Source organism: Erythrobacter sp. LQ02-29 (genome assembly GCF_022576075.2).
Classification (GTDB): Bacteria; Pseudomonadota; Alphaproteobacteria; order Sphingomonadales; family Sphingomonadaceae; genus Alteriqipengyuania.
The window spans coordinates 2,445,313-2,468,112 of record NZ_JANCNT010000001.1 but is presented as its reverse complement, the minus strand read 5'-3'; the positions used below and the strand labels follow the sequence as shown (position 1 = coordinate 2,468,112).

Sequence of the window (22,800 nt, the reverse complement as noted above, 5' to 3'; positions counted from 1 at the left end):
CAAAGCAAAAAGGATTCTCCCGTGAGCGAACAGACCGCCGATCAGATCTGGACCGAGATCGAAGCACGCGAACGGCGCACCGTCGCCGAACTCTTCGCCGGTGACGATGCCCGCGTCGACAAATTGTCCGCGCGCATCGACTGGGGGGAGGGCGATACCGCGGGCGGTGTGCTATTCGACTGGTCCAAGACGCATCTCGACGACGATCTGCTCGACCGGTTCGAGAGCCTGGCGCGGGTGCGTGATTTCACCGCGAAACGTGCCGCGCTGCTGAATGGCGAGACGGTCAACGTGACGGAAGGCCGCGCCGCCGAACATACCGCGCAGCGCGGCACCGGCGCGGACGCTTCGGTGGAAGAGGCAGCGGCGCTTCGCGACCGGATGCGCCTGCTGGTGGTGGCGATCCACGACGGCGCGCTGGGCGAGGTGAAGCACCTGATCCATGTTGGGATTGGCGGCAGCGCGCTCGGCCCCGCGCTGGCGATCGACGCGCTGACCCGCGACCTGGCCCGGGTCGACGTGCATATTGTCTCCAACATCGATGGCGTCGCGCTGGAACAGGCCTTCGCCGCGTGCGACCCAAAGACGACGATGCTGGCGGTGGCGAGCAAGACCTTCACCACGATCGAGACCATGACCAACGCCGCCAGCGTGATGCGCTGGCTAGAGGAGGGCGGGGTAGCCGATCCCTCAGGCCGGGTGGTCGCACTGACCGCGAGCCCGGAAAAGGCGGTGGAATGGGGCGTCGACGAAACGCGGGTCCTGCCGTTCCAGGAAAGCGTCGGCGGGCGTTACTCGATCTGGTCCAGCATCGGCTTCCCGGTGGCGGTCGGCGCCGGGTGGGACGAATTCGAGGCGATGCTGGCGGGCGCGCAGGCGGTCGACCGGCATTTCGCGGAGACCGAAGGGCGGGACAACCTGCCGCTGCGCGCCGCCTTTGCCGACCGGTACTATACCCGTGGCCGGAAGTGCCAGACCCGCGCGGTGTTCGCCTATGACGAGCGGCTGGCGCTGTTTCCCGACTATCTCCAGCAGCTCGAGATGGAATCGAACGGCAAGCGGGTGACCGCCGACGGCAAGCCGGTCGACGGGCCGACCGCCCCGATCACCTGGGGTGGGGTTGGCACCGATGCCCAGCATGCTGTGTTCCAGCTGCTCCATCAGGGGACGCATGTTGTGCCGGTCGATTTCATCGCCAGCATTGCGCCGGGCGATGCGCTCGATCCCGCGCACCACCGCATCCTGCTGACGAACTGCTTCGCGCAAGGTGCCGCGCTGATGAAGGGCGATAAGGGGGAGGACCCGGCACGCAACTTCCCTGGCGACCGCCCGAGCGCAACCATATTGTGCGACGATCTGGACGCGGCGACCCTGGGCGCACTGATCGCTTTCCACGAACATCGCACCTTCGCCAGCGCCGTGCTGATGGGTATCAACCCCTTCGACCAGTTCGGCGTCGAGCTGGGCAAACGCATGGCTAAAGAGATCGAGGGTGGTAAGAACGATTTCGACGCCAGCACCATGGCGCTGCTGCAAGCTGCGGGATTGAGCGAATGAAGCGTTTTCTGACTGCTATCGCCGGGGCCTGCGCCCTGGCGGCATGCGCGCCTGTCGTGACGGAGCAAGCTCCTGCAACTGCGGCGGCACCTGCGGCGCAGGCATCCGCGACCGGGGCCACGACGGTCGAGCCCACCGAGGCTCCCAAGCGCATCCTGTTCGTCGGCAACAGCTTCACCATGGGCGCGAACTCTGCCGTGCTGCGCTATCGGCCCGACAGCGTAGAGGACATCAATGGAGAGGGCGTGGGCGGCGTGCCCGCGCTGTTCGCCAAGTTTGCGGAAGAGGCGAAGATGCCGTGGACGGTCGCCCACGAAACGCGCGGCGGCACGACGCTGGATTTCCACCTGAACGAGCGGCGCGCGCAGATCGACCGCCCGTGGGACGTGGTGGTGATGCAGCAATACTCCGTTCTCGACCCGAAGAAGCCGGGCGATGCTGCCGAGACGGTGCGCGACGCGCCGCTGCTGGCGGACCTGTTCTCCGCCCGCAATCCCGATGTGCGAGTGTACCTGACCGCGACCTGGACCCGCGCCGATCAGGCATGGAAGCCGGAAGGCAAATGGTACGGCCAGCCGGTGGAGGCGATGGCGCTGGACGTGCGGCGCGGGCTCGATCGGGCCGATGCCGCGTCGGACCGGATCGATGCGGTGATCCCAGTGGGCGAGGCCTGGAACCGCGCGATCGCGACCGGGCTGGCCGATCCGAACCCCTATGACGGGCGCGCGTTCGGCCAGATCGACCTGTGGAGCTACGACCACTATCACGCCAGCGCGGAAGGGTATTATCTGGAAGCGCTGGTCGTCTTCGCGCAGGTCACCGGCTACGACGTGCGTAAGTTCGGCGCGCAGGAACGCGCCGCGCACGAGCTGGGTCTCGACCCGAAGGTGGCGGAGGCCTTGCAGAACGTTGCGATGGCGCAGCTGGAAGCGGAGCGGCGCGTGGGCGCGCTCGACATTCTCCGCGCGCTCGCTGCGCCGGGGCGCGCCTGAGATGTCGACCCCGGTCGTCATCGCGATCGCCTGGGCCGTCATCCTGGGAGTGGGCGGCGGGCTGCTGACCAAGATCGGCGCGTGGTATCGCGCTCTCAACAAGCCGAGCTGGCAACCGCCCGACTGGTTGTTCGGCCCCGCCTGGACGGTGATCCTGGGCCTGGCCGCTTGGGCCTTCGTCCTGAGCTGGAACGCGATTCCGCCCGGGGGCGACTATACGCCGCTGATCGTGCTCTACGCGGTCAATTTCGTGTTCCACCTCCTCTGGTCGCCGCTGTTCTTCACGGTGAAACGGCCCGACTGGGCGCTGGTCGAGGTCCCGTTCCTGTGGGCATCGGTGCTGGCGCTGTGCATCGGCCTGCGCGAATTCTCGGTGCTGGCGAGCTGGCTGATCGTGCCGTACCTCGTCTGGGTTAGCTTCGCGGCGATCCTCAACTGGAAGATCGTGCAGTTGAACGGTCCTTTCGGGCGATAGCGCCAGGTCAGATCAAACAGCTTCCGTTCAGGAAAGGCCGCGCAAATTCCGGTTCGGTCGGCTCGTAGTGCCGTGCCGAGGGAGTGTCCGGGATGCGCAATTTGCTCGTAATCGCCTTGCTCCCGGCTGCGGCCGCCTGTTCGACAATCCAGGCTGCTCATACGCGATTGCCAGCGGAATTCGGGCCGGAACCGGACCGCATGGAGCTCGTCGGCCTGCAGGGACCGCAGACCGGGGCCTACACCGCCGGGGCATATTCGGGGCGATACGACCGCTATGCGTCGGGTACGCGTATCCTGGGCACATTCGCGGAGAAGAACCAGCACGCCGGCTTTTCCATCACCGGGCCGGGGATTGCCCCCGCGCTGGTGGCCGATTGCGTGATGAGCGAGCAATCGGTGCAGTCGGAGCGGGTGGAGGTTCTGACGGCCCCCATGTCCTACCGCTGCACGTTCTCGCAAGGGGGTGAGCCGGCCCGCGCCACCTTCGACCTGCACGAGACGAACGAGGCCGCCGGGGCATCGCTGGGTTACAAGCGGGACGGGACCTTCCGTTATGCCGGGGCCGCATTCGAAATCCGCTCCGAACATCGCCTGCAGGAGACCGCGCTCCCCACCGCCGCGCCAAACGGATATGTGTTCCTGCGCGGCGGACGACCGCTGGGCGGGATAGACCTCAACGGTTCGCCGCGGCTCGTGCTCCCGGCGGGAACGGACGAAGCGACGACCCGCGCGCTCACGATCGCTGCCCTCGCGACCGCGCTGCTGTGGGACCCCGCCGAAAGCGACATGCACGACTGGTAGTCCTGGCCTTCGTGGTGACAGCAGTGCCATGCGGATTGGCAATATTTACAATAGGATGCCAACTTCGCGACGTTGCTGAGCAACTTGTAAAGGCAGTACCGAACCCCAGATTACCAGTATAGAACACCGCCAAAACCGTCCTGAACTTGGTATTTACCCCATCTCTTAGAGATATTATGGAACCGCGATCGACTGAGGTGGCAGTTCGGGACAACTATCGGGTCGATGGAGGAAAAAATGGCGGGATCAAAATGGTTTACGGGGGCTGTCCTCGCGTTTTCGGCGGCGATTGTCAGTATCGCGACTCCAGCTAGCGCGGCGAGTGTCGTGAGTTCATGCAGCACGGCGATCGTCACTCCGGCTGCGTCCAAGTGCTCGGGCAACTATTCGAAGAACATCCTCAACAACTCCAAGATCGATGATCAGAAGACCGGCATCGCAGCCCTTGGTTCTTCCTACGTCTTCAACGGGGATTGGAGCGCCGTCGAAGCGACGAAGATTACGACGCTCAGCGCTGGCAATGTCCTGAACTTTGGCAAGACACTGTATGGCCAGACCATCTTCGGCATGCATGTCGGCAACGGGTCGGGCTATGGCAATTCGACCTCGTTCTACCTGATCGATTTCGGGACCACCGGCGCAAGTGGCATCAAGCTCGCGAATGCGAAGGGCTTCTCGAACGCGGTGCTTTACACGACGGCGGCAGCCGGCGGCGTTCCGGAGCCTGCTACGTGGGCGCTGATGCTGCTGGGTTTCGGCCTCATCGGCGCCCAGATCCGTCGTCGCCGTCATGTAACGGCGCGCCCGGCGTTCGCCTGAACCCTCTCCTTCGTTCGGACTCCTCCGGCTTTGCCGGGGAGCCGGGCGAACGGCACTAGCCGCCGGGGTTCTGTTCCAGCGAGGAAAGCCGCAGCTTCGCGAACGCTTCCGGCTGATTGTCGGCCAGCCATTCCAGCATCCCCTCGCGGATATCGCATCGGAGGTCGAAAAGGGTGGGCGAGTTCTTCGCGCTCATCAGCAGGCGTACCTCGATCGAATCCCGCGTGGTTTCGGTCACCTGCACCACCTGGACGCGGCCGTCCCAGCGCTCGTTCGCCTTTACCTGCCGCTCGAACTCGGCGCGGATGGGGCCGATCTTCGTTGCTGGGTCGAGGTAGAGGAACACGGTGCCCAGCAGGTTGGCTGTCTGCTTGGTCCAGTTCTGGAACGGCTGTTCCAGGAAATAGCTGGTCGGCAGCACCAGCCGCCGCTCGTCCCAGATCTTGACCACTACGTAGGTGGTGCGGATATCCTCGATCCAGCCCCATTCCCCTTCAACCACCACCGCGTCGTCGATATTGATCGGCTCCGTGATCGCCATCTGCACCCCGGCGATGAGCGATTTGAGCGCGGGTTGGGCCGCTGCGCCAACGGCGAGCCCGGCGAGGCCCGCCGAAGCGACCAGCGTCACCCCGATATCGCGCACGCCCGGGATCGAGAGCAGCATCAGCCCCACGGTCACGAATACGATCACGAAGGTCGCGATGCGGTTCACCATGGCGAGCCGCGTACGCCTGCGCCGCGCGGCGAGATTGTCGGCGACGGTGATGTCGGCTTTCAACTTCATCGCCTCGATCAGCGCGTGGAGGATCGCGATCGCGACCCAGCCGATCAGCGCAGGCATGGCGAAGCTCGCGATCTTGGCCCACACCGCGTCGAAGGCGGGGACCTCGCGCGCGACCAGCACCAGCGCCAGCCCGACCAGCGCCGCGCGCGTTGGATGCCGCAACCGGCCGACGACGATATTGTCCGCCCTGCTGTCGCTGTGATGCGAAAGCGTGCGCAGCAACCGAAACACCACCCAGTGGATCGCCAGCGCGATCAGCACCGCGCCGCCCGCGATCGCGGCCCAGCCCCATGGATCGGGCAGGAACGCGGTCTGCTGCTGAAGAGTATTGCTGATCGTGTCTGTCATGCGGTCTCCCGGTGTTCGGCTGCGAGCCCGGCGACCTCTCCCGAATTTTCGTGTTCGTCCTCCCGGTTAAAGGAGCACACGCGCACGGATGTTCCCGGGATGCAAACGTTGGCAAGACGCGGCGGCCCCGCCATATCGGCCGCGAACAGGAGAATTTCATGGCCGACGAATACGATTATGACCTCTTTACCATCGGTGCCGGCTCGGGCGGTGTCCGCGCCAGCCGCGTCTCCGCCGCGCTCGGCGCGAAGGTCGCCATCGCGGAGGAGCACCGGATCGGCGGTACCTGCGTGATCCGTGGCTGCGTACCCAAGAAGATGCTCGTCTACGGTGCGCATTTTGCCGAAGACCTAGAGGACTGTCAGCGCTTCGGCTGGGAGATAGGCGAGCGCAAGTTCGACTGGATCAAGTTGCGCGACAATGTGCTAGACGATGTGACCCGGCTTGAAGGTGCCTATACCGAGACACTGGAAAATCACGACGTCGAGATCTTCAACGAGCGCGCCGAGATTACCGGCCGGCACGAGATCACGCTGGCCAGCGGCAGGAAGGTGACCGCTAGGCACATCCTGATCGCGACCGGCGCGCGCCCGCGCATGCCCGAGTGCCAGGGGGCCGAACACGCCATCTCGTCCAACGAAGCGTTCCATCTCGACGAGCTCCCCAAGAAGATCATCATCGCGGGGGGCGGCTATATCGCCAACGAGTTTGCCGGAATTTTCAACGAGTTCGGCTGCGACGTTCACATCGTGAACCGGGGCGACCGCCTGCTGCGCAGCTATGACGAGGCGGTGCGCGACCGGCTTCTGCAGATCTCCACCACGAAGGGGATCAAGTTCCGCTTCAACACCACTTTCGAATATATCAAGCCGTGCGACGAGGGCGGCTACTTCGTGAAGCTGTCCGACTGCGACGAGGAGAAGGCCGACCTCGTGATGTTCGCCGTCGGTCGTATTCCCAACACCGAAGGGCTCGGGCTCGACAAGGCGGGCGTCGAACTGGGCGAGCATGGCGAGGTGAAGGTCGACCGGTTCAGCAAGACCAGTGTCGATCACATCTATGCGGTCGGCGACGTGACCGATCGTGTCCAGCTGACCCCGGTGGCGATCCGCGAAGGGCAGGCCTTTGCCGAAACCGTCTTTGGTAAGGGCGATCCCGTGGCGGTCGACCACGGCTGCGTCCCCAGCGCGGTGTTCAGCCATCCGCCGATCGCCGCAGTCGGCATGACGGAGGGCGAGGCGAAGAACAAGCTGGGCAGCGTGAAGGTCTATCTATCGGACTTCCGCCCGATGAAGAACGTGCTGGCAGGCCGAAACGAACGCAGCCTGATGAAGATGGTCTGCGATGGCGACAGCGGCAAAATCGTCGGCATCCACATGATCGCGCCCGAGGCGCCCGAGATGATGCAGGCGGCGGCAATCGCGGTGAAGGCCGGGCTGACCAAGGCGGATTTCGACTCTACTGTCGCGATCCATCCCACCATGGCGGAAGAACTGGTGCTGATGCGCTAGCGCGCGCCATCCGTGTTGCCAGCCGCGTTGACGGTAAGGGCTAGCTGCGGCAACGCAGGGGGCCAGACAGACAAGGGGTAGGAATGTCCGCCGATAACATCGCCGAAATGGAACGTCGCCGCGAAGCCGCCGAACTGGGTGGCGGACAGAAGCGCATCGATGCGCAGCATGCCAAGGGCAAGCTGACCGCGCGCGAACGGCTCGAAGTGCTGCTGGACGAGGACAGCTTCGAGGAGCTGGACCGGTACGTGGAGCACGACTGCACCGATTTCGGGATGGAGGACCAGAAGATCCCCGGCGACGGCGTCGTCACCGGCAGCGGCACGGTGAACGGGCGGCTGGTCTATGTCTTCAGCCAGGACTTCACCGTCTTCGGCGGTTCGCTGTCGAAGCGCCATGCGGAGAAAATCTGCAAGGTGATGGATATGGCGATGAAGGTCGGCGCGCCGGTCATCGGCCTCAACGACAGCGGTGGCGCGCGTATCCAGGAAGGGGTCGCCTCGCTGGGCGGCTATGCCGAGGTGTTCCAGCGCAACGTGCTGGCGTCCGGCGTGGTCCCGCAGATCAGCCTGATCATGGGGCCGTGCGCGGGCGGGGCGGTCTATTCGCCCGCGATGACCGACTTCATCTTCATGGTGAAGGACAGCAGCTACATGTTCGTGACCGGGCCGGACGTGGTGAAGACGGTCACCAACGAAGTCGTTACGCAGGAGGAGCTGGGCGGCGCGGTGACGCACACGACCAAGACCAGCGTGGCCGATCTCGCCTTCGAGAACGACATCGAGACGCTGCTCCAGACACGCAATTTCATCGACTACCTGCCGCTGTCGAACCGCGAGGACGTGCCCGAGCGGCCGACCGACGATCCTTGGGACCGCGAGGAGCCGAGCCTCGATACGGTCATCCCCGACAACGCCAACCAGCCCTACGACATGCAGGAGATCATTCGTAAGACGCTGGACGAAGGCGAGTTCTTCGAGATCCAGCCGGCGCATGCGGGCAACATCATCTGCGGCTTCGGCCGGGTCGAGGGCCGCACCGTGGGCGTGGTCGCGAACCAGCCGATGGTGCTGGCGGGCGTGCTCGACATCAATTCGAGCAAGAAGGCCGCGCGCTTCGTGCGGTTCTGCGACGCGTTCGACATCCCGATCCTGACTTTCGTCGACGTGCCCGGCTTCCTCCCCGGCACGGGGCAGGAGCATAACGGCATCATCAAGCACGGCGCGAAGCTGCTGTTCGCCTATGCCGAGGCGACCGTGCCCAAGATCACCGTCATCACGCGCAAGGCCTATGGCGGCGCGTACGACGTGATGGCGAGTAAGCACCTGCGCGGCGACCTCAACTACGCCTGGCCGACTGCCGAGATCGCGGTGATGGGCGCCAAGGGCGCGGTGGAGATCATCTTCCGCCAGGACCGCGACGATCCCGAGAAGATCGCGCAGAAGACGAAGGAATACGAAGACCGCTTCGCCAACCCGTTCGTCGCCGCCTCACGCGGCTATATCGACGAAGTCATCTACCCGCACTCGACCCGGCGGCGGATCGCGCTGGGCCTGCGCAAGCTGCGCGGGAAAGAGCTGACCAACCCGTGGAAGAAGCATGACAACATCCCGTTGTGACGTAGCCAGAGCGATGCTTGAGGATATTGTCGCCGAATGGTCAGATTGGCCCGGCGAATTGCAGGCAATCACCGGGTTCGAGTTTGCTGAGTATCGTGCGCTTAAGCTGAAGCTGGATGATCCGAGTAGCGAACTGACTGAGACAGATGCGGACATGATGCGCGAAGGGGCAAAGCAGTTTTTTGGATATCCGGGGATGACGACATCAGGGGTTGAGCGGTCGCTTGGCCCTGAGTGGCTAAGCGAAGTCGAGTCCGCTTTTCTGAATGAAGACGATCGTTGATCGTCTTCCGCGTCAACGCTCCCTGGAGTCTGCCGGAGGCACGAATTCCGTCACCCTGAACTTGTTTCAGGGTCCAGCTTTGGGAAGGCGCGGGCATTGCATGAGAAAGACTGGATGCTGAAACAAGTTCAGCATGACGACTTGACAGGAGCAGACGCATGAAACTCGGCCGTCTCAACCATATCGGCGTCGCGACGCCTTCGATCGCGGACTCGATCGCCTATTACCGCGACACGATGGGCGCGGTGCGGATCAACGAGCCGTTTGATCTGCCCGAACAGGGCGTGAAGGTCTGCTTCGTCGATACGCCCGACAGCGCGGGCGAAGTCGGCAAGGGCACGCAGATCGAACTGATCGAGCCCTTCGACGAGGCGAGCCCGATCAAGGGCTTCCTCGCCAAGAATCCCGCCGGTGGCCAGCACCATGTCTGCTACGAGGTGGGCGACATCGAAGCGGCGCGCGCGTGGTTCGAGGGGAAGGACAAGCGCATCCTCGGCCCGACGCGCATCGGCGCGCACGGCACGCCGATCTTCTTCCTCCACCCCAAGGACATGATGGGGCAGCTGACGGAGATCATGGAGACGCCGAAGGAGGGCGCGCACTGATAAGCGGGCGACATTATCGCTCGCCACCAACCTCCTTCGTCACCCCCCGCGAAAGCTGGGGTGCAGCTTGCCTCGCGGAACATCTCGCGGAACATAAAGACCCTTATCTGGATTCCCGCGTTCGCGGGGATCAAGAACAAGCGCTGAAAAACACGGAGGATGCCGATGCTGTTCTACGATAGCCCCAACCCCGCGCCCAACCCGCGGCGCGTGCGAATCTTCGCTGCCGAAAAGGGCATCGCGCTGCCCTCCAAGGAAGTTTCGATCCCGCAGCGCGAACAGAAAGCGCCCGAATACCTCACCAAGAACCCGCGCGGGCAGACGCCGATCCTCGAATTGGACGATGGCACGGTGATTGCCGAGAGCGTCGCGATCATGCGCTATCTCGAGGCGCTGCATCCCGAGCCGCCGCTGTTCGGCACCACCCCGCTCGATATCGCGCAGATCGAGATGTGGTGCCGCCGGGTCGAGATGATCCTGATGCCCCCAGTCGCGCAGGTGTGGGTCCACACGCATCCCTTCACCGCCGCGCTGCCCGGCCGCAACGCGGAGTGGGGCGAGGCGAACCGCCCCCGCGTGGCCGAGGCGCTCAATTTCTTCGAGCAGTCGCTGGCCGATCGCGACTATCTTGCCGGGACGGACTTCACCGCAGCCGATATCCTGCTGCTGACCACGGTCGACTTCGCCGGTTTCATCGGGCTCGACACGACCGAAGGGCTGGAGAACCTCTCGGCGTGGCACCGGCGCATATCGGAGCGCGAGAGCGCCACGGCCTGACCGGCGCGGGCAATATCGCCCGGGGAATATCGCCCTTGCGCCCGTCCCGACCTTGTCGAAGGGCCGTACTTTCTTCTAGCCCGGTCTCACGAAGCTAGGGACGACCCTTCGACAGGCTCAAAATGAGCCGAAGGGCTGGGTGCTAACGGAAACTGAGATGGCAGACGAAAAACCGACCTATGACGACTGGAAAGCCCGCGCCGACAAGGAGGTGAAGGGCCGCGACCTCACCTGGCACACGCCGGAGGGATTCGACGTGAAGCCGCTCTATACGGCGGAGGACACGCAGGGGATCGACCCGGGCGTGCCGGGCGTGGCGCCGTTCACACGCGGGCCCTACGCCAGCATGTATGCCAATCGGCCGTGGACGATCCGCCAATATGCGGGGTTCTCCACTGCGGAGGAATCGAACGCCTTCTATCGCCGCAACCTCGCCGCGGGGCAGAAGGGGCTGAGCGTCGCGTTCGATCTCGCCACCCATCGCGGCTACGATTCGGATCACCCGCGCGTGCGCGGCGATGTCGGCAAGGCGGGCGTCGCGATCGACACCGTGCGCGACATGGAGATACTGTTCGACCAGATCCCGCTCGACGAGATGAGCGTCTCCATGACGATGAACGGCGCGGTGATCCCGGTGCTGGCGTTCTACATCGTCGCGGCTGAGCGCGCGGGCGTGTCGCAGGACAAGCTGGCGGGGACCATCCAGAACGATATCCTGAAGGAGTTCATGGTCCGCAACACCTACATCTACCCGCCCGAGCCGAGCATGCGGATCGTGAGCGACATCATCGCCTACACATCCGACCACATGCCCCGGTTCAACAGCATCTCCATCAGCGGCTATCACATGCACGAAGCGGGGGCGACGGCGGTGCAGGAGCTCGCCTTCACCATCGCCGACGGCAAGGAATACGCCCAGCGTGCGATGGAAACCGGGCTCGATATCGATGCCTTCGCGCCGCGCCTGTCGTTCTTCTGGGGCATCGGCATGAACTTCTTCATGGAAGTGGCGAAGATGCGCGCCGCGCGCCATCTGTGGCACGACGTGATGGACGGGCTGGGCGCGCAGAATCCCAAGTCCAAGATGCTGCGCACGCACTGCCAGACGAGCGGTGTGTCCCTGCAGGAGCAGGACCCGTACAACAACGTCATCCGCACCACGGTGGAAGCGATGGCGGCGGTGCTGGGCGGGACGCAGTCGCTCCACACCAATGCGCTGGACGAGGCGATCGCGCTGCCGACCGACTTCTCCGCCCGCATCGCGCGCAACACGCAGCTGGTGCTGGAGGAAGAGACGGGCATCACCAACGTCGTCGATCCGCTCGGCGGCAGCTATTACGTCGAGAGCCTGACGGCCAAGCTGGTGGAGGAAGCCAGGGCGCTGATCGAGGAAGTCGACGCAGCTGGCGGGATGACCGCCTATGTCGCCAGCGGCGCGCCCAAGCGCCAGATCGAGGAAGCCGCCGCCGCGAAACAGGCGAGCGTCGATCGCGGCGAAACCGTGATCGTGGGGGTCAACAAGTACCGCCGCGACAAAGAAGACGAGATCGACACGCTCGATATCGACAACCACGCGGTGCGCGAAAGCCAGATCGCGCGGCTCAAGGACGTGCGCGGCAACCGCGACGAGTTCGCCTGCAAGGCCGCGCTCGACGCGCTTTCGCGAGGGGCGGCGCAGCGCGAGGGCAACCTGCTCGCGCTGGCGGTCGAGGCGGCACGGCACGACGCGACGCTGGGCGAGATCAGCGAGGCGATGGAGGACGTGTTCGGCCGCTACGACACGCTGCCGACGCCGGTGAAGGGCGTCTACGCCAGCGCCTATGCCGACGATTCGCGTTACGCCCAGGTGGTGCAGGGTGTGCAGGCGGTGGAACGGCGGCTGGGCCGCAGGCCGAAGGTGTTCGTCGCCAAGATGGGCCAGGACGGCCACGATCGCGGGGCCAACGTCATCGCCAGCGCGTTTGCCGACATGGGCTTCGACGTACTCTCCGGCCCGCTGTTCCAGACCCCGCGCGAAACGATGGACATGGCGCTGGAAAACGACGTCGACGCGATCGGCGCGTCCAGTCTGGCTGCAGGGCACAAGACGCTGATCCCCGAACTCATCGAGCTGCTGAAGGAAGCGGGGCGCAGCGACATCAAGGTCGTCGCGGGCGGCGTGATCCCGCAAAAGGATTACGAATATCTGCGCGAGGCCGGCGTTCAGGGCATCTACGGCCCCGGCTCCAACGTGGTGGAATGCGCGGCCGACATGCTGCGCCTGCTCGGCCACAACATGCCTCCACCCGATGAGGAACTCGAGGATGCGGCGGAGTGACCGCGCCCCAGACCGGCACCGCGTTTCTGCCTATCGCGGCCATGATGTTCGCCGCAGGGCTCGGCATACCCGTGTTCGCCTCGCTTAATGCGGGGTTGAACCAGCAGCTTGGTAGCCCGATCGCGGCGACTACGGTGACCTTTGCGGTCGGGCTGGCGATCGGCACAGTGATCCTAGCATTCGTCGGCTTTCCCGCGCGGTCGGTTTTCGTCACCGATCAGCCCTGGCACTATGGGGCGGCGGTCTTCATGCTGTTCTACGCCACCGCAATCGCATTTTCCGCGCCCAAGATCGGTCTGGGCAACGCGATCTTCTTCGTTCTGACCGGCCAGTTGATCGCCGCGGCGACGATCGACCATTTCGGTTTGCTGGGCGTGATCCAGACCTCGCTGACGCCTAGGCGCCTGGTGGGGATCGCGGTGATGGCCATCGGCCTGTATCTTGCTAGGAAGCCAGTATGACGCAAATCCGCACAGACTGGACCCGCGAGGAGATTGCCGATCTCTTCGACCTGCCCTTCACCGAACTGCTGTTCCGCGCCGCCAGCGTGCACCGCGAGAACCATCCCCCCGAACAGGTCCAGCTGTGCACGCTGCTCAGCATCAAGACCGGCGGGTGCCCGGAGGATTGCGGCTATTGCAGTCAGTCGGTCCATGCCGACAGCGGGGTCGAGGCGACCAAGCTGATGGACGTGCAGGCCGTGCTGCAGCGCGCGGCGCAGGCGAAGGATGCCGGATCGCAGCGCTTCTGTATGGGCGCCGCCTGGCGCAACCCGAAGGACCGCGACATGCCTGCGATCGTCAAGATCGTACAGGGCGTGCGCGAGATGGGTCTCGAAACCTGCATGACACTGGGCATGCTGACGCCCAAGCAGGCGGATATGCTCGCCGAGGCGGGGCTCGACTATTACAACCATAATATCGACACCGGCCCCGAATATTACGAGCGCGTGATCAGCACCCGCAATTATCAGGACCGGCTCGATACGCTCAGCAATGTGCGCGAGGCGGGGATCAATGTGTGCAGCGGCGGGATCGTGGGCATGGGCGAAACGCGCGCGGATCGCGTCGGCTTCGTCCACACGCTCGCCACGCTGGAGCAGCATCCCGAGAGCGTGCCGGTCAATGCGCTGGTCCCGGTCAAGGGCACGGTGCTGGGCGATATGCTGGCCGATACCCCGCTCGCGAAGATCGACGATATCGAGTTCGTCCGCACTGTGGCGGTCGCGCGGATCGCGATGCCGATGAGCATGGTGCGCCTCTCCGCCGGGCGCGAAAGCATGAGCGAGGCGACACAGGCGTTGTGCTTCCTCGCGGGTGCAAACTCGATCTTCACCGGCGACAAGCTGCTGACCGCGCCCAATGCGGGCGACGACAGCGACGGCGCGCTGTTCGCGAAGCTGGGCCTGACCGCGCTCAAGGGCGAGGAGCCGATGCGGGCGTGCAGGGTGGCGGAGGCGGCTGAGTGAGGCGGCTCAAGCTCCTCTTCGTCTCAGTAGTGATCCTAAGCATCGGATTGACTGCCTTTGGTGTCAACGCGATGTCTGAGTGCCTTCCGCCGTTCGGGCCAGGTTTCGACGCTTGCATATCCGACAAGCTCCATGACGCGCTGATAATTGTCGTTGTCACTCTCGCGATATGGATCGCGTCAATTCTCCTGATTCTCCGCAAAAGGCCGATTTCCTGATGTTCAAGAAAATCCTCATCGCCAATCGCGGCGAAATCGCTTGCCGGGTCATCAAGACCGCGCGCCGGATGGGTATCGAGACGGTGGCGGTCTATTCCGATGCCGATGCCCGCGCACCGTTCGTGAAGATGGCGGACGAGGCGGTGCATATCGGCCCCGCGCAGGCGTCCGAAAGCTACCTCGTCGCGGACAAGATCATCGCTGCGTGCAAGCAGACCGGGGCCGAGGCGGTGCATCCGGGCTATGGCTTCCTCTCCGAACGCGCCAGCTTCGTCGAGGCGCTGGCGAAGGAAAACATCACCTTCATTGGCCCGCCCGCGTCCGCGATTGCGGCGATGGGCGACAAGATCGAATCGAAGAAACTGGCGCGCGAGGCCGGGGTGAACACCGTGCCCGGCTCCGAAGGCGCGATCGAGAACACCGAGGACGCACTCACCTGGGCCAACAAGATCGGGTACCCGGTCATGATGAAGGCCAGCGCGGGCGGCGGCGGCAAGGGCATGCGCCTCGCCTGGAACGATCAGGACGTGAAGGACGGGTTCGAGGCGACCCAGCGTGAGGGGCTCAACAGCTTCGGCGACGACCGCGTCTTCATCGAGAAATTCATCGAGGACCCGCGCCATATCGAGATCCAGATCCTCGGCGACAAGCACGGCAATATCCTCTATCTCAACGAGCGCGAATGCTCGATCCAGCGCCGCCATCAGAAGGTCGTGGAGGAAGCGCCATCACCCTTCGTCACCGACAAGATGCGCAAGGCCATGGGCGAACAGTGCGTCGCCCTGTCGCGCGCGGTGGACTACCACTCCGCGGGCACGGTCGAACTGATCGTCAGCGGCGCGGACGAGACCGGCGAGAGCTTCTACTTCCTCGAAATGAACACCCGCCTGCAGGTGGAACATCCGGTGACCGAGATGATCACCGGGATCGACTTGGTCGAATGGATGATCCGCGTCGCGGCGGGCGAGGAACTGCCGTTCGGGCAGGACGACATCAAGCTGGATGGCTGGGCGATCGAGAACCGCGTCTATGCGGAAGACCCCTATCGCGGCTTCCTGCCCAGCATCGGGCGGCTGGTCCGTTATGACCCGCCGGTGGAGGGCTGGACCGACGACGGCAGCGCCAATGGCCGGCGCGGCGTACACGGCGTGCGCGTGGACGACGGCGTTTACGAAGGCGGCGAAGTCTCGATGTTCTACGATCCCATGATCGCCAAGCTGGTGACCTGGGGCGAGACGCGCGACGAGGCAGCGGATCTGCAGGTGGAGGCGCTCGACGCCTTCCGCGTGGAGGGGCCGGGCCACAATATCGACTTCCTGTCCGCGATCATGCAGCATCCGCGTTTTCGCGCAGGGGAGCTGACCACCGGCTTCATCGCGGAGGAATATCCCGACGGTTTCGCGGGCGCGGCCGCGTCCGACGATCTGAAGCGCGGGCTCGCCGCGGTGGGCGGGGTGATCGCAACCGCCGACGCCGACCGCGCGCGGCGGATCGACCAGAAGCTCGACAGTGAATTCTACGCGCCAGGCGACTGGACGGTGCGGATCGACAAGACCGATTATCACGTGCGGCTGGAAGAGGACGCGGTGACGGTCGATGGCGAGCCGGTCGCGCTCGACATGGAATACACGCCGGGCGAGAGCATGATCGAGGTCGAACTTGGCGGCGGCGAAGACGAGACTGGCGAGGTGCTCACCCTTCAGCTCAAAGCCACGCGCACCGGTTACGCCATCACCACGCGAGGCCGAACGCATCAGCTTCGCATCCTCCAGACCCGCATCGCGCATTTGGCCGATCATATGATCGAAAAGGTGCCGCCCGATCTTTCCAAGATGCTGATCTGCCCGATGCCGGGCCTGCTGGTGAAGCTGCATGTCGAGGAGGGCGAAGAAGTTCAGCCCGGCCAGCCGCTCGCCACCGTCGAGGCGATGAAGATGGAGAACATCCTGCGCGCCGAGAAGGAAGGCACCATCGCCAAGATAAATGCGGGCGAGGGCGACAGCCTGGCGGTGGACGAGGTAATCCTGGAACTGGAGTGATGCACCTCTCCCACGCTCCCGATGCGCCACCCGCACCAGAGACCGATTTCGAGACCTTCCTGAAGGCGGACATCCGCATCGGGACGATCGTGGCGGCGGAGGATTTCCGGGAGGCGCGCAAGCCCGCCTATCGCCTGCGGATCGACTTCGGTCCCGCGATCGGCGAGCGCAAGAGTTCGGCACAGATCACCGCCAACTACACGCGCGAGGAACTGGTCGGGCGGCAGGTCGCGGCGGTCGTCAATTTCCCCCCGCGCCAAATCGGGCCGATGCTGTCGGAAGTGCTGACGCTCGGCTTCGCGGACGAGGCGGGCGAGGTCGTGCTGTTCGCGCCCGACACGCCCGTACCCAACGGCTCGCGCCTGTTCTGAGGGCTGTTGCGTGGGGCGGCGACGTCTCGTGCGCTTCTCGCCGCCTTAGCGCCAGCGAGAGTGGGCGCACCGCGTCAATGCGCGCGCATCTGCTCGTCGAGGAAGGCGGCTACGTCGCTCAGTTCGACGTCGCGCGCCAGATAGGCGTCGCCGATCCCGCGCAGCAGGATGAAGGGGAGGGTGCCCGCCGCCATCTTCTTGTCGTGGAGCATGTGCTCGACCAAGGCCGCACCGGTGCAGTTCAGGCCCAGCGCGGCGATCTCGGCTGGAAGCCCGGCGGCGTCGACGGCGCGGGTGATCCGCTCCGCATCCTGACTCGACAGATCCCCCCGGCGGGCGGAATAGCGCGCCGCCAGCACCATGCCGAGCGCGACGCCCTCGCCATGCAGCAGCCGGTCGGAAAAGCCGGTCTGCGCCTCCAGCGCGTGGCCGAAGGTGTGGCCGAGATTGAGCAGCGCGCGCCGCCCGGTGGTCTCGCGCTCGTCCTCCGCGACGATCCGCGCCTTGGCGGCCACGCTGGTCGCGACGGCGTGCTCCAGCGCCTCCGGTTCCAAGGTCAGGGCGGCGGCACCGTGGTCCGCCAGCCAGTCGAAGAATGCCGTGTCGCCAAGAACGCCGTATTTCAGCACCTCGGCATAGCCGGCTCGCAATTCGCGCGGCGGCAGCGTTTCCAGCGTTGAAAGGTCAGCGAGCACCAGCGATGCCTGATGGAAAGCGCCGATCAGGTTCTTGCCCGCCGCGGTGTTGATCGCGGTCTTGCCGCCGACGCTGCTGTCGACTTGCGCCAGCAGCGTGGTTGGCAGTTGCACGAACCCGCAGCCGCGCTTCAGGATGGCGCAGGCGAATCCCGTCAGGTCGCCGACTACGCCGCCGCCGAGTGCGAAGACATGCTCGCCCCGGGTAACGCCAAGCGACAGCAGCCAGTCGGTCAGCCGCTCGAGCTCCGCCCAGCTTTTCGAGCGTTCGCCCGGTTCGATGTCGTACCAGGCGATTTCGCGCCCGCCGGATGCGAGCGAGCGTTCCAGCCGCTCGCCGTGATAGCGCCTTGCCTCGCGGTCCGCGACGACCGGCACCTTGCGGGGCCGGGCGAGCGCTTCGATGAAGGGGCGGGCGAGCTCCATCGTCCGGTCGAGCAGGTCGGGCCCGACGTGAACCTCGTAATCGCGCCCGGCCAGCGCGACCGGGATCACAGCCATCGTTCGATGGCCCCGAGAATGGCGAGCGCGGTTTCGACATGCGGCCCGGGCTTGCTCTGCACCTTGATCGGCGCCTTCGCATAGGACGGCGCGCGGGCATCGCTCAGCCTGCGCAGGATTTCTTCCGGATCGCCGTCCTGCAACAGCGGACGGTTGGACCGGCGAGCGGTGCGTTCGACCAGCGTTTCGACATCGCAGTCGATCCACACGCCGATCCCGCGTTCGAGGACGAGGTCGCGCGTTTCGTCGTTCACGAAAGCGCCGCCGCCCGTGGCGATGACGCCGTGCCCCTCCTCCATCAGCCGCGCGATGACCCGGCGCTCGCCGTCGCGAAAATAATCCTCGCCGAACTGGTCGAAGATTTCCGGGATGGTCTGCTGGGAAGCGGCTTCGATCTCGGCGTCGGCGTCGACGAAGGTGAAGTTCAGCAGCTCCGCCAGTTTCCTGCCGACGGTGGACTTGCCCACGCCCATCAGGCCGACCAGCACGATCGGGCGGTCGATCCGACCGGCGACGGCGGCGATTTCACGGTCGGTGAACTTGGCGGATACGGGCTCCATTGCCGCCGGGCGTAGAGATGCGCTAGGGCAAACGCAACAAAGCCCTGCTATCGATGGAAACGGATTACCCTATGCGCTGGCGCAAGCTTTCGATCGGCCTGCTGCTGGCGGTTGTCGCGCTGTTGGCCTGGGCCTGGTGGGATGGCGGGGAAGAGCCCCTGCGGCCTATCTCCCAGCCGGTGCCCGTCCCGGAGGCTAACGCATGAACGGCCGCATGAAGACCCTAGTGCTCGCTGGCGCGGGCATGCTCGCGCTCACTTCTACCCTGGTGCTGGCCCAGGATGCGCCCGAATCGCTGCTGCCCGATGCTTATCGTCAGGCGACGCCCACCCCAGCGCCCAAGCCGAGCCCCACGCCCGCCCCTCGTCCCGCCACCCCGGCACCGCGACCGAGCGCGAACCCCGCGCCGACGACCACGTCTTCGCCGGTGATCCAGCAATTGCCCGGAAGCGGTAGCGGACAGGCGACGACCCCGGCTCCGCAGGCAAGCGAGAACGGCGGGCTGACCCTGCGCGACCTCGAACGGCTCGATCCCGACGAGCTCGATGTGCTGCTGGGCCTGCGCCCCAAGTCCGACATTCCGCCCGCCGCCCGCCGCTCCATGGAGGAGGTCGGCATTATCGGCCCCGGGGAAGGGGGGGTGCCGACCGGGTCGCTGGGACGCCAGCCGGCGGCGCTGGTTCGCGCGGCCCTGACCGGTACGAAGGGCCCGCTGGTGTCGCGCTGGGGCCATATCCTGCTGCGTCGCGTACTGGCGAGCCGGTTGTCCGCGCCCGCGGATATGGACCCGGCCGAATTCGTTGCGCTGCGCGCCGGTTTGCTGAACCGCATCGGCGAATATCCCGCCGCGCGCGCGTTGGTGCAGAATGTCGATACGGTGGATTGGAACCCCGCGCTCGCCGATGCTGCGATCACCGCTTACCTCGCCACCGGCGATATTCTAGGAACGTGCCCGCTCGCCCGGTTCAGCCGCGATATGCGCGACGACGTGCAGTGGCGCATGCTGCGCGACATTTGCGCCGCCTATTCCGGTGAAGCGGCAAGAGCTCGGGCGAATCTCAAGCGCATCAGGCGCGGAGATGCGGTCGAGAACATCGACGTGCTGCTGGCGCAACGCTTCGCCGGTGCGGCGGGGCAGAGCCGCGGTGCGGTCAATCTGGAATGGGACGGCGTCGAGGAGCTGACGCCGTGGCGGTTCGCGCTCGCCAGTGCGCTGGGTGCGGAGATTCCCGACCGCCTCACCGACGACGAGAACTCATACTTCCAGTACGCCTCGGCAATCTCTCCCGCGCTGTCGGCAACGGCCAGAATGCCGGGGATGATGCGCGGAACCGGGGCCGGGATTTTCTCGGCCAATGCGCTGATAGACCTGTATTCCCAATATTACGCCGAGAACGGCACCGAAGGGGATCTGGGCGCGCGGGCCGTGCAATTGCGCAATGCCTATGTCGCCGCCGACCCTGCCGCGCGCGTCGCGGCGATCGATCGGCTGTGGGGCACGGGCGAGATGGATTACGCCAGCCGGGTGCTGACCGCCTACGCCGCCGCCCGTATTCCGCCATCGGAAGCGCTGAGCGATCGCGCCGGGCCGCTGATCGGATCGATGCTGACGGCTGGGCTGGACCGCGACGCGCTGGAATGGGGCAACGTGGTGCCCGAAGGCAGCCTCGGCTGGGCGCTTCTCGCGCTAGTGCAATTCGACCGAGACAACTCCGTCGGCAGCGGCGCAGTGCGAAGCTTCGTCGAGGACGACGACAGCGGCGGCCAGCGCCGGAGCCAGTTCCTCGTCGCCGGGCTCGCCGGTCTCGGGCGCATCGACGAGGGCACGCGCGACGATCTTTCCGACACGCTGAACATGTCCTTGGGCGGTGCGACGCATTGGGCGCGTCTGATCGACAGCGCCGCCGCCGCCGACAACCAGGCGCTCGTCGCTTTGCTGGCCGGGGTGGGCATGCAGGGAACCGGGTGGGACAAGATGACGCCGCGGCATCTCTATCACATCGTGGCCGCGCTCGATCGCGTCGGCTTGCGCGCGGAGGCCCGCATGATCGCCGCAGAGGCGGTCTATCGCGGCTGATCGGGTGCGACGATGAAATCCGGCGAGGCCGCAAGCGGGACCGATCCGGTCGCCGAATTCCTCGCCATGATGGCGTCCGAGCGCGGCGCGGCCGCGAACACGATCGCCGCCTATCGCCGCGATCTGACCGGTGCCGCGGAGATCGTCGGTCCGCTGGGTCAGGCGGATCGCGAGGATTTGCGGCGGCTGGGCAATGCCTGGGCGTCTCTCGCGCCCGCGACGGTGGCGCGCAAGGCCTCGGCGCTGCGCCAGTTCTACGGCTTCCTGCTGGACGAGCGCCTGCGGGAGGACGACCCCAGCGCCGCCCTGCCGCAACCTGCGATCCGTCGACCGCTGCCCCGCATTCTCTCGCACGATGAGATCGATGCGCTCTTCCACACTGCGGAAGAAAGCGCGGCGTCGGGCGAACCGCGAGCCGTCCGGCTGCTCGCCCTGCTGGAAATGCTCTACGGGTCGGGGCTGCGCGCGACCGAACTGGTGTCGCTGCCGCTGGCGGCAGTCCCACGCGACGCGCCGTTCCTGACAGTAACGGGGAAGGGCGGGCAGGCGCGCATGGTGCCGGTCAGCCGCCGCGCGACGCAGGCGCTTTCCGAATGGTTGAAGGTGCGCAAAGGGAGCGGACCTTTCCTGTTCCCCTCCCGCAAGAAACATCTGACGCGTGTCCGGCTGTTCCAGCTATTGAAGGAACTGGCCGCGCGCGCCGGGATCGATCCGGCGAAGATCAGTCCGCACGTCCTGCGCCACGCCTTCGCAACCCATCTGCTGGAGGGCGGGGCCGATCTACGGCTGCTCCAGACGTTGCTTGGCCACGCCGATATCGCGACCACGCAGATATACATCCATGTCGACGCCGCGCGGCTGGTCGCACTCGTGAACGAGCGACATCCGCTTGCCGAACGCGGTTCCGGCGGTTAGCGGACACTGCATGAACGCCTATCTCGACTTCGAGAAACCCGTCGCCCAGCTTGAAACCCGGCTCGCCGAATTGCGCGCCGCGGCACAAGGTGACGATGTCGATATCTCTAACGAACTGCGCCGGCTCGAGCTGAAAAGCGCGGACATGCTCGCCGGCATCTACGCTTCGCTTACGCCGTGGCAGAAGACACAGGTCGCGCGACATCCAAAGCGCCCGCATTTCCGCGATTTCGTGGAGCATGGCTTCGAGGAGTTCGTGCCGCTGGGCGGCGATCGCAACTTCGGCGAAGACGAGGCCATCATGGGTGGCTTCGCCACGCTTGGCGGTCGCCGCGTGATGCTGATCGGGCACGAGAAGGGGCACGATACCGAGACCCGGCTGCGACACAATTTCGGCATGGGCAAGCCGGAGGGCTATCGCAAGGCGATCCGCCTCATGGAACTGGCAGGGCGGTTCGGCCTGCCGGTGGTGACATTGGTCGATACCTCGGGCGCGTTCCCGGGGGTCGAGGCGGAAGAGCGCGGCCAAGCGGAAGCGATCGCGCGCGCCACGGAGGCATGCCTTGCCCTGCCGGTGCCGATGGTCGCGACAATCGTGGGCGAAGGCGGATCTGGCGGGGCGGTCGCGCTGGCGAGCGCCGAGCGCGTCCTGATGCTGGAACATGCGGTCTATTCCGTGATCTCTCCCGAAGGCTGCGCCTCGATCCTGTGGCGCACCGCGGAGAAGGCGCCGGAGGCGGCGCAGGCGATGAAGGTCACGGCGCAGGATCTCGAGAAGCTCGGCGTGATCGACCGGATCGTGCCCGAACCCGTCGGCGGGGCGCATCGCGACGCGAAGGGCACGATCGAGGCGCTGACTGCCACCATCGGGGAAGAGCTCGACCAGCTGGCCGGACGCGATCCCGCCGATCTGCGAAAGACCCGCGAGGAGCGCTTTCTGCGCATCGGCGGTTAACCACTCGCCTGTCGAGTGCGGGAACCCTGCCGCGTCGCGAACGCTTTGTGTCCCGAGAGAGGCGAACGGTGGGGCCCGCCAGGGCTAGGATGCCTCTTGTAACAAGGG

The 22,800-nt window shown here is 65.5% G+C and carries 22 protein-coding genes; 19 read left to right on the top strand and 3 right to left on the bottom strand.

What is annotated here, in order from left to right; genetic code table 11:
• Positions 1-21 precede the first annotated feature (21 nt).
• The 5 genes from pgi (at position 22) to MKP08_RS12130 (ending at position 4,646) form a co-directional block, all read left to right on the top strand.
• Positions 22-1,557 (top strand): glucose-6-phosphate isomerase, encoded by a 1,536-nt coding sequence (pgi, locus tag MKP08_RS12150; RefSeq protein WP_241554050.1) that lies wholly within the window; start codon positions 22-24, stop codon positions 1,555-1,557.
• Complete coding sequence (locus MKP08_RS12145; protein ID WP_241554049.1) at positions 1,554-2,549, top strand: DUF4886 domain-containing protein; 996 nt, start codon at positions 1,554-1,556, stop codon at positions 2,547-2,549. Before pgi ends, MKP08_RS12145 begins: the two co-directional genes overlap by 4 nt.
• 1 nt (position 2,550) lies before the next feature.
• Complete coding sequence (locus tag MKP08_RS12140) at positions 2,551-3,024, top strand: TspO/MBR family protein (RefSeq protein ID WP_241554048.1); 474 nt, start codon at positions 2,551-2,553, stop codon at positions 3,022-3,024.
• Between the two features lie 92 nt (positions 3,025-3,116).
• On the top strand, positions 3,117-3,827 hold the full coding sequence (locus tag MKP08_RS12135) for a hypothetical protein (protein ID WP_241554047.1): 711 nt from the start codon (positions 3,117-3,119) through the stop codon (positions 3,825-3,827).
• A gap of 237 nt (positions 3,828-4,064) precedes the next feature.
• Entirely contained in the window at positions 4,065-4,646 is a 582-nt protein-coding gene (locus MKP08_RS12130) for a PEPxxWA-CTERM sorting domain-containing protein (RefSeq protein ID WP_241554046.1), read from the top strand.
• A 55-nt stretch (positions 4,647-4,701) separates the two neighbouring features.
• Here the strand turns inward: MKP08_RS12130 and MKP08_RS12125 are convergent, their stop codons facing one another.
• Entirely contained in the window at positions 4,702-5,781 is a 1,080-nt protein-coding gene (locus tag MKP08_RS12125; RefSeq protein ID WP_241554045.1) for a mechanosensitive ion channel family protein, read from the bottom strand.
• Between the two features lie 158 nt (positions 5,782-5,939).
• On the opposite strand from MKP08_RS12125, the gene gorA reads away from it, so the two are divergent.
• The 10 genes from gorA (at position 5,940) to MKP08_RS12075 (ending at position 16,989) form a co-directional block, all read left to right on the top strand.
• Positions 5,940-7,292, top strand: a complete 1,353-nt coding sequence (gorA, locus tag MKP08_RS12120; protein WP_241554044.1) for a glutathione-disulfide reductase — start codon at positions 5,940-5,942, stop codon at positions 7,290-7,292.
• Positions 7,293-7,375: 83 nt separating this feature from the next.
• A complete protein-coding gene (locus MKP08_RS12115) occupies positions 7,376-8,911 on the top strand; it encodes an acyl-CoA carboxylase subunit beta (RefSeq protein ID WP_241554043.1) in 1,536 nt (511 codons plus the stop codon).
• A 13-nt stretch (positions 8,912-8,924) separates the two neighbouring features.
• Entirely contained in the window at positions 8,925-9,194 is a 270-nt protein-coding gene (locus MKP08_RS12110) for a hypothetical protein (RefSeq protein WP_241554042.1), read from the top strand.
• A gap of 158 nt (positions 9,195-9,352) precedes the next feature.
• The gene (mce, locus tag MKP08_RS12105) at positions 9,353-9,799 is read left to right on the top strand and encodes a methylmalonyl-CoA epimerase (protein ID WP_241554041.1); all 447 of its coding nucleotides are present in this window, start codon (positions 9,353-9,355) and stop codon (positions 9,797-9,799) included.
• 165 nt (positions 9,800-9,964) lie between these two features.
• Entirely contained in the window at positions 9,965-10,576 is a 612-nt protein-coding gene (locus tag MKP08_RS12100; RefSeq protein ID WP_241554040.1) for a glutathione S-transferase family protein, read from the top strand.
• A 157-nt stretch (positions 10,577-10,733) separates the two neighbouring features.
• Entirely contained in the window at positions 10,734-12,893 is a 2,160-nt protein-coding gene (gene scpA / locus MKP08_RS12095) for a methylmalonyl-CoA mutase (RefSeq protein ID WP_241554039.1), read from the top strand.
• Positions 12,890-13,354, top strand: coding sequence for a DMT family transporter (locus MKP08_RS12090; protein WP_241554038.1), 465 nt, complete (start codon positions 12,890-12,892; stop codon positions 13,352-13,354). Before scpA ends, MKP08_RS12090 begins: the two co-directional genes overlap by 4 nt.
• A complete protein-coding gene (gene bioB / locus MKP08_RS12085; protein ID WP_241554037.1) occupies positions 13,351-14,361 on the top strand; it encodes a biotin synthase BioB in 1,011 nt (336 codons plus the stop codon). Before MKP08_RS12090 ends, bioB begins: the two co-directional genes overlap by 4 nt.
• Before the next feature lie 217 nt (positions 14,362-14,578).
• A complete protein-coding gene (locus MKP08_RS12080) occupies positions 14,579-16,618 on the top strand; it encodes an acetyl/propionyl/methylcrotonyl-CoA carboxylase subunit alpha (protein ID WP_241554036.1) in 2,040 nt (679 codons plus the stop codon).
• The gene (locus MKP08_RS12075) at positions 16,618-16,989 is read left to right on the top strand and encodes a tRNA-binding protein (protein ID WP_241554035.1); all 372 of its coding nucleotides are present in this window, start codon (positions 16,618-16,620) and stop codon (positions 16,987-16,989) included. The genes MKP08_RS12080 and MKP08_RS12075 overlap by 1 nt, the downstream gene beginning before the upstream one ends.
• A 74-nt stretch (positions 16,990-17,063) precedes the next feature.
• On the opposite strand, the gene aroB is transcribed toward MKP08_RS12075, so the two are convergent.
• Positions 17,064-18,185: a 3-dehydroquinate synthase gene (aroB, locus tag MKP08_RS12070; protein WP_241554034.1), complete on the bottom strand. Its 1,122-nt coding sequence runs from the start codon at positions 18,183-18,185 to the stop codon at positions 17,064-17,066.
• Positions 18,176-18,745, bottom strand: a complete 570-nt coding sequence (locus MKP08_RS12065; RefSeq protein ID WP_241554033.1) for a shikimate kinase — start codon at positions 18,743-18,745, stop codon at positions 18,176-18,178. The genes aroB and MKP08_RS12065 overlap by 10 nt, the downstream gene beginning before the upstream one ends.
• A 53-nt stretch (positions 18,746-18,798) precedes the next feature.
• Between MKP08_RS12065 and MKP08_RS12060 the strand changes: the two genes are divergently transcribed.
• Genes MKP08_RS12060 through MKP08_RS12040 form a run of 4 tightly spaced genes read left to right on the top strand, consistent with a single transcriptional unit; the run spans position 18,799 to position 22,692 of the window.
• The gene (locus tag MKP08_RS12060; protein ID WP_215227969.1) at positions 18,799-18,951 is read left to right on the top strand and encodes a hypothetical protein; all 153 of its coding nucleotides are present in this window, start codon (positions 18,799-18,801) and stop codon (positions 18,949-18,951) included.
• Positions 18,948-20,822, top strand: a complete 1,875-nt coding sequence (locus tag MKP08_RS12050) for a hypothetical protein (RefSeq protein WP_306300153.1) — start codon at positions 18,948-18,950, stop codon at positions 20,820-20,822. Before MKP08_RS12060 ends, MKP08_RS12050 begins: the two co-directional genes overlap by 4 nt.
• A 12-nt stretch (positions 20,823-20,834) precedes the next feature.
• Positions 20,835-21,737 carry a tyrosine recombinase gene (locus tag MKP08_RS12045; protein ID WP_241554032.1) on the top strand — a complete coding sequence of 301 codons (903 nt, stop codon included), beginning with the start codon at positions 20,835-20,837 and terminating at the stop codon, positions 21,735-21,737.
• A 10-nt stretch (positions 21,738-21,747) separates the two neighbouring features.
• Positions 21,748-22,692 carry an acetyl-CoA carboxylase carboxyltransferase subunit alpha gene (locus tag MKP08_RS12040; RefSeq protein WP_241554031.1) on the top strand — a complete coding sequence of 315 codons (945 nt, stop codon included), beginning with the start codon at positions 21,748-21,750 and terminating at the stop codon, positions 22,690-22,692.
• The last annotated feature ends 108 nt before the right edge of the window (positions 22,693-22,800 follow it).

Coding starts and splice junctions, on each gene's coding strand:
- MKP08_RS12045 (WP_241554032.1), top strand. CDS start 20,835: ATGAAATCCGGCGAGGCCGCAAGCGGGACCGATCCGGTCGCCGAATTC.
- aroB (WP_241554034.1), bottom strand. CDS start 18,185: ATGGCTGTGATCCCGGTCGCGCTGGCCGGGCGCGATTACGAGGTTCAC.
- MKP08_RS12110 (WP_241554042.1), top strand. CDS start 8,925: ATGCTTGAGGATATTGTCGCCGAATGGTCAGATTGGCCCGGCGAATTG.
- mce (WP_241554041.1), top strand. CDS start 9,353: ATGAAACTCGGCCGTCTCAACCATATCGGCGTCGCGACGCCTTCGATC.
- MKP08_RS12140 (WP_241554048.1), top strand. CDS start 2,551: ATGTCGACCCCGGTCGTCATCGCGATCGCCTGGGCCGTCATCCTGGGA.
- MKP08_RS12125 (WP_241554045.1), bottom strand. CDS start 5,781: ATGACAGACACGATCAGCAATACTCTTCAGCAGCAGACCGCGTTCCTG.
- MKP08_RS12145 (WP_241554049.1), top strand. CDS start 1,554: ATGAAGCGTTTTCTGACTGCTATCGCCGGGGCCTGCGCCCTGGCGGCA.
- MKP08_RS12040 (WP_241554031.1), top strand. CDS start 21,748: ATGAACGCCTATCTCGACTTCGAGAAACCCGTCGCCCAGCTTGAAACC.
- bioB (WP_241554037.1), top strand. CDS start 13,351: ATGACGCAAATCCGCACAGACTGGACCCGCGAGGAGATTGCCGATCTC.
- MKP08_RS12130 (WP_241554046.1), top strand. CDS start 4,065: ATGGCGGGATCAAAATGGTTTACGGGGGCTGTCCTCGCGTTTTCGGCG.
- MKP08_RS12115 (WP_241554043.1), top strand. CDS start 7,376: ATGTCCGCCGATAACATCGCCGAAATGGAACGTCGCCGCGAAGCCGCC.
- MKP08_RS12050 (WP_306300153.1), top strand. CDS start 18,948: ATGAACGGCCGCATGAAGACCCTAGTGCTCGCTGGCGCGGGCATGCTC.
- MKP08_RS12065 (WP_241554033.1), bottom strand. CDS start 18,745: ATGGAGCCCGTATCCGCCAAGTTCACCGACCGTGAAATCGCCGCCGTC.
- MKP08_RS12080 (WP_241554036.1), top strand. CDS start 14,579: ATGTTCAAGAAAATCCTCATCGCCAATCGCGGCGAAATCGCTTGCCGG.
- MKP08_RS12060 (WP_215227969.1), top strand. CDS start 18,799: ATGGAAACGGATTACCCTATGCGCTGGCGCAAGCTTTCGATCGGCCTG.
- MKP08_RS12135 (WP_241554047.1), top strand. CDS start 3,117: ATGCGCAATTTGCTCGTAATCGCCTTGCTCCCGGCTGCGGCCGCCTGT.
- gorA (WP_241554044.1), top strand. CDS start 5,940: ATGGCCGACGAATACGATTATGACCTCTTTACCATCGGTGCCGGCTCG.
- scpA (WP_241554039.1), top strand. CDS start 10,734: ATGGCAGACGAAAAACCGACCTATGACGACTGGAAAGCCCGCGCCGAC.
- MKP08_RS12075 (WP_241554035.1), top strand. CDS start 16,618: ATGCACCTCTCCCACGCTCCCGATGCGCCACCCGCACCAGAGACCGAT.
- MKP08_RS12100 (WP_241554040.1), top strand. CDS start 9,965: ATGCTGTTCTACGATAGCCCCAACCCCGCGCCCAACCCGCGGCGCGTG.